General features: G+C 71.5%; 7 protein-coding genes. 1 reads left to right on the top strand and 6 read right to left on the bottom strand.

Annotation, left to right across the window (positions count from 1 at the left end):
- Nucleotides 1-174: 174 nt before the first annotated feature.
- A complete protein-coding gene (locus AOK01_RS00595; RefSeq protein ID WP_055507224.1) occupies nucleotides 175-1,191 on the top strand; it encodes an LAETG motif-containing sortase-dependent surface protein in 1,017 nt (338 codons plus the stop codon).
- A gap of 215 nt (nucleotides 1,192-1,406) precedes the next feature.
- Here AOK01_RS00595 and AOK01_RS00600 read toward each other — a convergent pair whose 3' ends face one another.
- From AOK01_RS00600 to AOK01_RS00625, 6 genes are all read right to left on the bottom strand, one after another.
- Nucleotides 1,407-3,185, bottom strand: a complete 1,779-nt coding sequence (locus tag AOK01_RS00600) for a GMC oxidoreductase (protein WP_055507173.1) — start codon at nucleotides 3,183-3,185, stop codon at nucleotides 1,407-1,409.
- Between the two features lie 97 nt (nucleotides 3,186-3,282).
- Nucleotides 3,283-4,983 (bottom strand): succinic semialdehyde dehydrogenase, encoded by a 1,701-nt coding sequence (locus tag AOK01_RS00605; RefSeq protein ID WP_079103065.1) that lies wholly within the window; start codon nucleotides 4,981-4,983, stop codon nucleotides 3,283-3,285.
- A 145-nt stretch (nucleotides 4,984-5,128) separates the two neighbouring features.
- Entirely contained in the window at nucleotides 5,129-6,787 is a 1,659-nt protein-coding gene (locus AOK01_RS00610) for a serine/threonine-protein kinase (RefSeq protein WP_055507175.1), read from the bottom strand.
- On the bottom strand, nucleotides 6,784-8,166 hold the full coding sequence (locus tag AOK01_RS00615; RefSeq protein WP_055507178.1) for a diacylglycerol/lipid kinase family protein: 1,383 nt from the start codon (nucleotides 8,164-8,166) through the stop codon (nucleotides 6,784-6,786). The genes AOK01_RS00610 and AOK01_RS00615 overlap by 4 nt, the downstream gene beginning before the upstream one ends.
- Before the next feature lie 167 nt (nucleotides 8,167-8,333).
- A complete protein-coding gene (locus tag AOK01_RS00620) occupies nucleotides 8,334-10,028 on the bottom strand; it encodes a serine/threonine-protein kinase (RefSeq protein ID WP_055507180.1) in 1,695 nt (564 codons plus the stop codon).
- A gap of 165 nt (nucleotides 10,029-10,193) precedes the next feature.
- Nucleotides 10,194-11,807, bottom strand: a complete 1,614-nt coding sequence (locus AOK01_RS00625; RefSeq protein ID WP_055507182.1) for a serine/threonine-protein kinase — start codon at nucleotides 11,805-11,807, stop codon at nucleotides 10,194-10,196.
- Nucleotides 11,808-11,852 lie beyond the last annotated feature (45 nt).

An 11,852-nucleotide genomic window follows, 5' to 3' on the forward strand; every position in this document is an offset into this window, starting at 1 on the left:
TCGACCCCGCATGTGACCCAGGCCACATAAAAATTCTGTGAGTTTCAGGACAACCCTTCACAGGGGTCACAGGTCTCACTTTCGGAACCAACGGCCGTACCCGCGCCCGCCACGCGGAGGCCTCCCGAATCTCGTGCCGTTACGTTGCGGCACACCGGACTTTCCGAGGTCTTCATGAAGCTTCGTCGTGTCATGGCCGCTGCGGCCGTGACGGCTGTCATCGCCCCGCTCACCCTGCTGTCGGCTCCGGCCGCGTTCGCGACAGGGACCGAGCCCACCGGGTCCGAGTCCACGTCGCCGACCCCGGACCCGTCCACCACCGAGACCACGTCGCCGTCCGCCACGCCGCCCTCGACGACGCCTCCGGGCAGTGAGATCCCCTCGGCCACGCCGGACCCGAGCACCAGTGTCACCACGACGCCGCCCTCCGGGTCGCCGTCCGCGTCGGCCGATCCGAGCGAGGAGCCGACCGACCCGGAAGAGGACGCTCCGTACTGCGAGGACCTCGACGAGAACTACGGCGACGCCAAGGTCTCCGCGGACATCAAGGGTCTGCCCGGCAAGATCGTCGCGGGCGACGGCGCCCACCCCTTCGAACTCGTCGTCACCAACGAGTCGAAGGAAGAGCTCAAGGGTGTGGCCTTCTACGCCGAGATCGAGAACTACGAGCTCGACGAGTCGAAGTTCCTGAGCAAGTACGTCACGCTGGAGTTCAAGAACGACGAGTCCGGCAAGTGGGAGCGGATCGGCGACGAGAACTGGGCCGGTGACTACTTCTTCTACGTCGAGGCGCTCAAGGCCAAGGCGAGCCAGACGGTCGACCTGCGCTTCAGCGTCGACAAGGGTGCCCCGGCCGGCGACTCGTACTCCTTCGGCTCCGGTGCCTACGTCGACAACATCGACGGCCAGGACTGCATCGCCGAGGGCTGGGCGCAGTACGACTTCGAGGTCCTGAAGGCCGGCTCGACCAACCCGAAGCCGGGTACCGCCACGCCGAACGACAACGGCGACAGCAAGGACCCGGTGAAGAAGCCGCAGGGCAACGTCTCCGACCTGCCGACCGGCAACCTCGCCGAGACCGGGTCCAACTCCGCACTGCCGACCATCGGTCTGGTGGGCGGGGCCGCGCTGGTCGCCGGTGCGGGTGCGGTGTTCATCGCTCGTCGTCGTAAGGCCGGCAGCGACGCGTAACGCTCCGCTTGGCCCGCAGTGACGACTGCGGGTCGGTGGGGGCTTGGCGCGCAGTTCCCCGCGCCCTTTGACGGGGCGCCTGGGCTGCTCAAGACGCGTAAGGCGTAACCCGCTTCACGCACAAGAAGACGAAGGACCTGCGCTCGGAGGGGGGCGCAGGTCCTTCGTCTTTTTTGGGCCCGATGGGCCCGATGGGACCGGATGGGGGCGTGCGGTTACTTTTTCGGGGGCATGGTCGGCATGCCCAGGAACGGCAGTTTCAGGGCGCCGAAGGCGTCCGCCGGGACCGCGGGCTTCAGCGGCTCGACCGGCTTCAGGCGCTCGTACGCGGCGCCGGGTGCCGGACGCGGGTCCGCCTCCCCCTTGTTGGGCCAGTACGACATCGCGCGCTCGGCCTGCGCGGTGATGGTCAGCGACGGGTTCACGCCCAGGTTCGCCGAGATCGCGGCGCCGTCGACGACCGAGATGCCCGGGTGTCCGTGCAGCCGGTGGTAGGGGTCGATGACACCCTCGTCCGCCGTCGCGCCGATCGGGCAGCCGCCCAGGAAGTGGGCGGTCAGCGGCGTGCCCATCAGCTCACCGACGTTCGAACCCGCGAAGCCGTTGATCTCGGCGGCGATCGCGGAGGCGCCCTCCGAAGCCGCCCTGATCTGCTTCGGGTTGGGGGCACCATGGCCCTGGCGTGCCGTCAGCAAACCCTTGCCCGCCCCCTTCGGCTTCAGGTACGTCGTCAGGGAGTTGTCGAGGGACTGCATCACCAGGCCGATGATGGTCCGCTCCGACCAGCGGCGGTTGGAGAGCGAACGGGCCACGAGGGTGGGGTGTTTCACCGCGTTGACCAGCCAGCCGAGCACCCGCGACGAGCCCTCCGAGTAGGGGACCTGGAGGATCGACAGGCTGCCCATCGAGTTCGAGCCCTTCCCGTAGCGGACGGGCTCGATGTGGGTGTTGGCGTCCGGGTGGATCGAGGACGTGATCGCCACCCCGCGGGTGAAGTCGGCCTTCGCCTCGCCGGTGGCCTTGCGGTAGCGGCGGTCGGTCGTCTGCGCGCCGACCAGCGCCTCGGAGTTCGTACGGGTCAGCTCACCCAGCCTGCCCGACAGGTGCGGGAGCTGACCGCCCGCCTTCATCCGGTGCAGCAGGGTCTGCGTGCCGTACGTACCGGCCGCGAGGACCACCCGGCGGGCCTTGAGGACGCGCCCCTCGCCCTTGCGCATGCGGTCCGTCGGCAGCGTCGAGACGGCGTACCCGCCCTGCGAGTCCTCCGTGACGGAGACGACGGTCGTCAGCGGGTGGACGACCGCGCCGGCCTTCTCGGCGAGGTACAGATAGTTCTCGTTGAGGGTGTTCTTCGCGCCGTGCCGGCAGCCCGTCATGCACTCGCCGCACTCGGCGCACGCGCTGCGGGCCGGTCCCGCGCCGCCGAAGTACGGGTCGTCGACCTGCTGTCCCGGCTGCGCCTTCACGGTCCCGTCGGCGTCCTCGCCGTCACCGAAGAAGACACCGACCGGCGCCAGGTGGAAGGTGTCGCCCACGCCCATCCGCCCGGCGGCCGCCTTGAGATGGACGTCCGACGGGGTCATGGTCGGGTTCAGCCGTACGCCGAGCATGCGCTGCGCCTGGTCGTAGTACGGCTTCAGCTCCTCCTGCCAGTCGGTGATGTCCTTCCACTGCGGGTCCTCGAAGAACGGCTTCGGCGGTACGTAGAGGGTGTTGGCGTAGTTGAGGGAGCCGCCGCCGACGCCTGCGCCCGCGAGCACCATGACGTTGCCGAGGAGGTGGATGCGCTGGATGCCGTACATGCCGAGTTTCGGCGCCCAGAGGTAGTTCTTGAGGTCCCAGGAGTTCTTGGGGAGCGTGCCTCTGTCGAAGCGGCGGCCTGCTTCCAGGACGCCGACGTGGTAGCCCTTCTCCGTGAGGCGCAGGGCGGTGACGGATCCGCCGAAGCCGGAGCCGACGACGATGACGTCGTAGTCGTAAGCGTCCTTGGGCACGTGCCTTCTCCCCTTTGAGTGTGCAGTGCGGGTGCTCTGTGGCTGGTCGCGCGGTTCCCCGCGCCCCTTACGGGGCCCGAGCCCCTGACGGGGGCGCCTACCTGAACCTGAACGCCTTCATCAGGCGCAGGCTGCGGCTCATGAAAGCGGCGTACTTCTCGTCGTCCATGCCGAGTGACGGGGCCATCGGCAGCAGGCGCTGCTGGGCGACCGTCTGGGCCTCCGTGTACTTGAGGATGCCCTCGGAGCCGTGGCGGCGGCCGAGGCCGGAGTCCTTCATGCCACCCATCGGCGACTGGACGCTGCCGTACGCGGGCCCGTAGCCCTCGTTGATGTTGACCGTGCCGGTCCGCAGCCGGGCCGCGACCTTCGCGCCGCGACGGCCGTCCTTCGTCCAGACCGACGAGTTGAGGCCGTACGCCGTGGCGTTGGCGGCCTCGATCACCTCGTCCTCGTCCGCGAAGCGGTAGACGGACACGACCGGGCCGAAGGTCTCCTCGCCGCAGACCGCCATCGGCGCCTCGACGCCGTCGAGGATGGTCGGCTCGAAGAAGTACGGGCCGATGTCGGGGCGCGCGACCCCGCCCGCGACGACCGTCGCCCCCTTGGCGACGGCCTCCTCCACGTGCCGGGTCACGGTCTCCAGCTGGCGTTCGCCGACCAGCGAGCCCATCTCGGCCCCGTACGCGAGGGACGTGCCGAGCCGCATGGCCCGGGTCCTCGCCGCGAACCGCTCCAGGAACGTGTCCGCGATCGACTCATGGACGTACAGCCGTTCGATGGAGATGCACAGCTGGCCGGCCGACGAGAAGCAGGCGCGGATCGCGCCGGCCGCGGCCCTTTCGACGTCGGCGTCCGCCAGGACCAGCATGGCGTTCTTGCCGCCGAGTTCGAGGGACACGCCGACCAGCCGGGCCGCCGCGCTCCGGGCGACCTCGCGGCCCGTACGGGTGGAGCCGGTGAAGGAGACGTAGTCGGCGTGCTTGACGACCTCCGGGCCGACGACGGGGCCCTCGCCGAGGACGACCTGGAAGACATCGGCCGGAAGACCCGCCTCGATCAGCAGGTCACGGGCCCACAGGGCGGTGAGGCAGGTCTCGGTGTCGGGCTTCATCACGACGGCGTTGCCCGCGACGAAGGCGGGCAGCGCGTCGCCGACGGAGAGTTCCAGCGGGTAGTTCCAGGGGGCGATCTGGCCGACGACGCCTCGCGGGTGGCGCAGCTCGGTGACCTTGGTGAGGGTCGGCATGGCGCCCGCGTGCCGCCTGGGGCGCAGGTAGAAGGGGGCCCTGCGGCCGTAGTGGCGGGCCGCGACGGCGACCGCCTGGACCTCCTCGTGGGCGTGCAGGCGGGCCTTGCCGGTCTCCAGCTGGATCAGGTCGAGCACCTCGGCCTGGCGGGCGAGCACCAGGTCGTGGAAGCGCAGGAGGACGGCCGCGCGCTGCCTGACGGGGGTCTGCGCCCAGAGGGACTGGGCCGCGCGGGCCCGCTCGTAGGCCAGCTCCACGTCCTGCGGGGTGGACTCGGGCAGGTCGGCCAGCTTCTCGCCGGTGAACGGCGTGTGGTTGGCGGTGCGGCCCGAGCCGACCACGCCCCGCGTGAGCTGGGCTATCAGCTCCGGCGTGACCACGTCGGCAGCTGTACGGGCGCCTTCGGGCGCGGGCGCGAGGGGGTTGGTGCCGGTCTTCGCCGGAGCCTGCGCCGGGTCGTCCTGCGCCGGGTCCTGTGCCGCGTCCTGCGCCGAGTCCTGTGCTGGGGCCTGTCCTGGGGCCTGTCCTGGGGCCTGCGAGTCCGTCATGAGGCGCAGGGTATGCCCGCCCGCGCTCTTTGGGTACCCGTCGGTAACAGGGTTTCACCGACTGCACACACGACGCCAGTGATCACTGGCAACGAATGCCCTGATCAGGGCGTCGCCGCAGTCACGACCGTGGATATGAGCGTGGTCACGGGTCGATCTCAAGGCCCTCTCGTGCGCCCTTGAACACCGCCGTGCCGCGTTTCTCGTCCGCCGTCCCCTTGGGCATGTCCACGCGCAGCTCGTACATACGGCTGTCGCGGGTGAGGATCACCAGCTCCATGACGCGGGTCAGGGTGCCCTCGGTGTCGTAGGTGGTGTCGGCGAGTGTGGCCTCGTACCCGTCGAAGGTCGTCGGCGTGTACAGGCTTTTCGAGTCCCCGTAGCCCGCCCAGGTGTCGCCCTGCTCCTTCGCCCGGACCATCGACGAGCTCGGTGCCTCGTCCCACTGCGTGAGCCGGACCTGGATGACCTCGTCGTTGTCGAAGATCGCCATCCGCGGCTGGTCGTCGGCGTCGCCCTGCTCGTGGAAGCGCACGTACTGCTTGGGGAGGTGCAGGACGGCGCGCATCTCCTTCTCCGGGCGGGCGGTCCACACCCCGGTGCCCGAGGGTGCCTTCGGGCCCGGGGTGGTGGTCGCCGGCGAGCTCTTCGAACTCCCCGATGCCGCCCCGCCCCCCGCCGTTCCGCCGGCGGCGTCGCTGTCGACGTCGGTGAGCGAGGTGCCCAGCCAGACGCCGCCCGCTATGAGCAGGGCGCCGGCGACGGTGCCGGCGACAAGGCGGGGAGTGCGGCGCCTGCGCTTCGGGGGTACGGCATCGGGGTGGGCGCTATTGTCGGCTTCGGGCGCGGAGACGGGGCCGGAAGCGGGGCCGACCACGACGGGTTCGTCCGGGCGCCGCCCGAACCGTACCGTTCCGGAGTCGTCGGCGAACTCCCGTAAGTGCGAGGCGTCCTGCGGTGCCGTCAGGTCGCCCCTCGGGACCGGCCAGCCCTCCGCCACCGCCTCCAGCGCGGCAGCGACCTCGTCGGCGTCCGGCCGCTGGTCCGGGTCCTTCGTCAGGAGCCGGACGATCAGCGGCCCGAGCGGTCCCGCGTGCTGGGGCTCCGGCGGCTCGGCGGACAGGATCGCGGCGAGGGTGGACTCCAGCGTCGTACGCCGGAACGGGGACCAGCCCTCGACGGCCGCGTACAGGCAGACGCCCAGGGACCACATGTCCGCGGCCGGGCCCGCGCCCCGCCCCGACATCCGCTCCGGTGCGATGAACTCCAGGGAGCCGACGAACTCCCCGCTCATGGTGAGGGATTCCTCGCCCTGGATGTGCGCGATGCCGAAGTCGGTGAGCACGACGCGGCCGTGCTGTCCGAGCAGGACGTTCGCGGGCTTCACGTCGCGGTGCACGATGCCCTTGGCGTGCGCGGCCTTCAGGGCGCCCACCACGGCCAGTCCGATCCGCGCCGACTCGGTGGGCGGGAGCGCGCCGCGCTGCAGCACCTCGTGGAGCGACTCGCCACGGATCAACTCCATGACGATCCACGGCAGTCCGTCCTCCACGACCACGTCGTGGATCGCGACGGCGCCGGGGTGGTCGACGCGCGCGGCGGCCCGCGCCTCTCGCTGCAGCCGGTGGTACGCGCGCTGGTGGGCCGCGTCCCGCGGATCGCCGGGCAGCCGGGGCTCCTTGACCGCGACGTCCCGCTCCACGAGTTCGTCCGTGGCCTTCCACACGGTGCCCATGCCGCCCGAACCGATGCGCTCGGTCAGCCGGTAGCGGCCACCGATCAGGCGCCCCCCGTCTTCGCTCAAAGTTCCTCCCTGGGCAGGGCCCGGTGGTGAAGTGCCGTACGTCCCACCGCCGCCGCGAGCTTGCGCAGCCGGCGCCAGTCCATGGGCGGCTTGGTCTCCGGAACGCCCGGCCGGTTCCCGGGGACGCGCACGCGCAGGGCGCCGGGCTCGATCCGGCACCGTACGGGAGTGGGAAGGACGAGCGCCTCGCCGTCCACGCCGACCTCTATCTCGGGGCGGTCGGCGTCCACGACCACCTCGCGGGCGGTCAGCACCGTGAGCCCGGTGGAGTGCGGGCCGAGGAGCAGCCCGGCGGCCTCGGCCGCGCTGCCGACCCTGATGCCGAGGACGCCCAGCACACCGGACTCCAGCCGCTCGCGGTAGCCGAGCCCCGCCGGATCGTCCATGCGGTAGGGGTTGTTGCTCACCAGCAGGGCCTGAGGCGCGTCGATGACGGCCGCTTCGGCGCCGCCCTTCTCACCCACCTGGGCGGTCAGCCGCGGCCCCCGCTGGTGCGTGAGCAGTTCCGGCAGCAGCTCCAGCGTCGTACGGACCTTGTCGTCCCGGTACGCGGGGCTCTGCACGACCACCGCGTACGCCCCGAACGAGGCGTTGTTGACGAATGGATGGGTGTCGGCGAAACCGAGGTCTATGCGCAGTTCGACCCCGGCGTCGGTGAGCGCGTCCAGGCTCGCCGCCGGGTCGTCGCGGTCGAGCCCGAGGTCCATGGCGAAGTGGTTGCGGGTCCCGGCGCAGACGACGAGGAACGGTATGTCGTGCTGGGCGGCGACCGCGGCGACGAGGGCCTGCGTACCGTCGCCGCCCGCGACACCGAGCAGGTCGGCGCCGTCCGCGACGGCCTTCTGGGCGAGTTCGGTCACGTCCTCGTGCCGCTCGGGGTCGAGGAGGTGCACCCGCGCCCCGAGCCGCTCGGCCTTCTCCCGCAGCCCGAACCGCTCGACCTTCCCGCCCCCGGACCGCGGGTTCATGATGAGGAAGGGCTTGGCGGGAGCGGGAGTCCGGTGCTCAGGCACGCTCACCACGTGCGACTTGGTGCTGCTGAGCGCGTACTTCCCGGCCCAGACTGCGAAACCCCACAGGACCAGGGACACCACGACGACCCACAGCAGGTTCTCGGCGGCGAAGAACCAGAGGACGGCGGCGGGCGTCGCGAGGGCCAGTGCCCCGGCCGCGCCCCGGGCCGCCCCGCGCAGGGTCAGCACCCACCACAGCGCGGCCACGGTCAGCGCCGTGCCGAACACCCCCACGGGGACGAGCAGCACGCTCTCCACCCTCGTGGTCACGGTCAGCATCAGCACCGCGCCACCGGCGGCCCCCAGCGCGCCGCGCGCCGCCCACCGCTGCCGGGCATGCGCCCGGCCGCCAAGTTCCAGGCCCACGCCTGCCGCCTCTCTCCAAGTCCAGAGGCAGCAGTATGCCTCTCCCCAGGCCGAGTTGACGTTTCACGTCTGCACCGGGCTACGGGACCACGGGACTACGGAACTGACCCGGCCCGGGCCCCAGTTCCCGCCTGCCCGCCTGTCCGCCTGTCCGCCGGCCCGCCGGTTCACAGCCTGTCGATGTCCAGGTTCGCGATGGCCGTCTTCGCGACCTCACGCCCGCGCTCGGTGAAGTCGCCCTTGCCCGGGTAACCGATCATGAGCCTGTACATGTCGCCGGACTTCGTCTTGTAGTAGAGGACCTGGATCTCGCGCGGACGCGGATTCTGGGTGTCCGTGCTCGTATAGACGACGGTGTTGCGGGCGGCCTTGCGGTCCTTGTACGTCGTCTCGACGGCATCGCTCCTCGGCGCGGGCTCCGAGTCCATGTCCAGGCCGTAGGCGCCGCTCTCGCGGTACGTGGCGTCGTCGTCGTACATCTCGGCCGCCGCCGTCCCGGCGATCTCGCCCGCGGTGTCCTCGGTCTTCTTCGCCAGCGACAGGGTGATCCAGAGGCTGCCGCTCAAGTCGGTCCACTGGGCCCAGTGGTCGCCCTTGGGCGCGTCGGGCTTGGGCCCCGTCCTCTGGTAGCCGGCCGGTACCGCGACCGTCGCGCCCAGCGGCTTCACGTCCGCCTTCTTCCAGTTGTCCGGCAGCGGCCCCGCGAACGGGTCCGCGACCACCAGGTATGCGGCCACCGCCGCCGCCGACGCGACGACCGCGGCGCCGACGCCGGCGCCGATCCAGCCCTTGCGGCCGACCCGGGACGACGTCCCGCCGGCTCCCGTCCCAGCGGCTCCCGTCCCAGCGGGTTCCACGACCTGGACGATCCGTGTGGGCTCCGGCTGGGGCGGGCGCGCGGTCTGTTCCAGGAGCGCGCGCACCCGCGCCGCGTCCGGGCGGCGGTTCGGGTCCTTGTCGAGGAGGCCGTTGATGGCCTCGGCGAGCGGTCCCGTGGCCGCGGTGGGCGGGGCCGGCGCGGCGTTGAGGACGGACTGGAGCGTCGCGGGCGTGTTGGTGCGGCGGAACGGCGAGACGCCCTCCGTGGCCGCGTACAGGACCACGCCGAGCGACCAGAGGTCGGAGGCCGGACCCGGGCGCTGCCCCAACACCCGTTCGGGCGCGATGAACTCGGGCGAGCCGACGAAGCCGCCCGTGTCGGTCAGGTTCGTCTCGCCCTCGATCTGGGCGATGCCGAAGTCGGTGAGGACCACCCGGTCGCCCGTGCCGAGCAGTACGTTGTCCGGCTTGACGTCGCGGTGCAGGATGCCCGCCGCGTGCGCGGCCTCCAGCGCGCCGAGCACCTCCAGGCCGATTCTCGCCGCTTCCCGTGCCCCGAGGGTGCCCTCCTGCAGCGCGCCGCCGAGCGAACGGCCCCGGACCAGTTCCATCACGATCCACGGCTGGCCGTCCACGACGGCGACATCATGGACGTTCACGACCGCCGGGTGGTCGAGCCGGGCCGCGGCGCGCGCCTCGCGGCGCATCCGCTCGAAAACATTGGCTCGTTCACGTTCGGGAAGGTGGTCGGGGACACGCGGTTCCTTGACCGCGACCTCCCGGTCCACCGTCTCGTCCTTGGCCCGCCACACGGTGCCCATGCCGCCGTGCCCGAGCTTGTCGAGCAGCCTGTACCGGCCTGCGATGAGCCGCCCGACACCGGGGTCCTGCGGCGCCTGCTGGGCCTGCTGCTCGGGTACGACTTGGGTGGGCGTGGCGTACGGGTTCCCTGGGTGCGGTACGGCGGCCGGTTGGCGCGGCGGTTGCAGACCGAAACTCGTTGGCTCGTCGGATCCGTAAGGGGCTCCCCCGTTGCTGCTCATGGGTCCATCCTTATCGCGACAAGTGCTTGCGCTCCACCCTCGGCGCTTTCCGGTCACAGACCCGTGACGCGCGGTGCTCCTTATGCGCCTTTTACGGCGTCCTGCGCTGTTCTACGGCCCGCCTGCGGCCCTCCTGCGGCCTTCCTGCGGCCTTGCCGCGGCGTCTTACGATCCGGTACGGGCGAACGTGTCGACCGCGACGTCGAAGTACTCCCGTGCCTGCCGTGCCTGGCCGACCGGCGCCGACACCTGCACGTCGTTCATCCGGCCGCCCTCCTCCCAGCCCAGGACGTAGGTGTGCCGTGCGCCCTCCGCCTCGCTGAAGCCGTCCCAGGTGAACTCCCACAGCGCGGCGGTACGCCCGGCACGGGTGGTCTCCGTGACCCGGCCCCCGCGATATCCGGGGTTGGTCTCGGGCCCCTTGGCCGCGGCGCGTTTCAGCACCTTGAGCGGGCCGCCCGGTACCGGGTCGGACACCTTGACGCCGATACGGAAGGTCTTGCCGGCGGACACGTAGTAGATCCGCTCGTCCCGCGTCTCGCGGGTGAAGCCCACGGGGACGGCGAGCGAGAAGCCCGCCGCGTCCTGGACGAGGCGGTATCCCGTGGGCACGGTGCGACCGCCGGAGGCCGAGGGCCGGGAACCCGTGGCGGCCGTACCGGACGAGGACGCCGAACCCGTGGGCAGGGCCGGCCCGCTGCCGTCGTCGCCCATCAGCAGCGCCGCCGCGGACACGCCCGCCACGGCCATCGCCGCGACGAGGGCGGTCGCGATCAGCGCGTTGCGGATCGACGAGGGGACGCCCGAGGAGGCGGCGAAGGAGGGCCTCAGCGGGTGCGGTACGGCGGGCTCCACGGTCGTCGGCGGCGGGGTCGCGACTTCCCGGCCCGGCACGTCCCGCTCTTCCGGCGTGGCGCCGGGCGGCACGGGCGGCATGCGGCCCGTGTCCAGAAAGGCCCGCAGCAGCCACTCCGCCTCGATCGCGTCGAGCCGCCGCGCGGGATCGCGTTCGAGGAGGCCCCGTACGACGGGAAGCAGGGGCTCGACAGCGGCGGGCGGGTATATGTCCTCGTTCACCACGGCGTGCAGGGTGCCGCCCAACGAGTCGCGGCGGAACGGTGATTCACCGCTCAGAGCCGTACAGAGCAGCACACCGAGCGACCACAGGTCGGACTCGGGTCCGGTCCTGGCGCCCGACATCCGCTCGGGTGCGGTGTATTCGGGCGAGCCGACGAACGCCCCGCTCTCGGTGAGTGTCGACGCGCCCGAGACCTGCGCGACCCCGAAGTCGGTGAGGACGACGATGCCGTCCAGGTTGAGGAGCACGTTCGCGGGCTTCAGGTCGCGGTGCAGGACGCCGGCGTCGTGCGCCTTGCGCAGCGCGCCGAGGAGATCGACCCCTATGCGGGCCGCCTCGACGGCGTCGACGGGGCCGTACCGGGATATCCGCTCGGCGAGCGAGCCTCCTTCGAGCAGGTCCATGACGATGCAGGGGCGTTCGTCGTCCTCCACGACGTCGTGCACGACGATGATGTGCGGGTGCCGCAGTTGCGCGACCGCGCGTGCCTCACGCAGGGTGCGTTCGCGTTGCAGCCGGGACTCCGCTGCGGAGAGCGTGGTGTCCAGGGCGAGTTCCTTGACCGCGACCTGTCGGGCGAGCAGTTGGTCCGTGGCCCGCCATACGACGCCCATGCCGCCCCGGCCGATCTGGGCCTCCAGGCGGTAACGGCCCCCGATGACACGGGCGTTGTCCTCAGGTCTCTCCCCCTCGGTCCCCATGCGCCCCATCATGCCGCACCGGACGAAACCCCTCCGGGTCCGCGC

This window comes from Streptomyces aurantiacus, from assembly GCF_001418335.1.
In the GTDB taxonomy this organism is placed as follows: domain Bacteria; phylum Actinomycetota; class Actinomycetes; order Streptomycetales; family Streptomycetaceae; genus Streptomyces; species Streptomyces aurantiacus.

Coding starts and splice junctions, on each gene's coding strand:
- AOK01_RS00595 (WP_055507224.1), top strand. CDS start 175: ATGAAGCTTCGTCGTGTCATGGCCGCTGCGGCCGTGACGGCTGTCATC.
- AOK01_RS00605 (WP_079103065.1), bottom strand. CDS start 4,983: ATGACGGACTCGCAGGCCCCAGGACAGGCCCCAGGACAGGCCCCAGCA.
- AOK01_RS00620 (WP_055507180.1), bottom strand. CDS start 10,028: ATGAGCAGCAACGGGGGAGCCCCTTACGGATCCGACGAGCCAACGAGT.
- AOK01_RS00625 (WP_055507182.1), bottom strand. CDS start 11,807: ATGGGGACCGAGGGGGAGAGACCTGAGGACAACGCCCGTGTCATCGGG.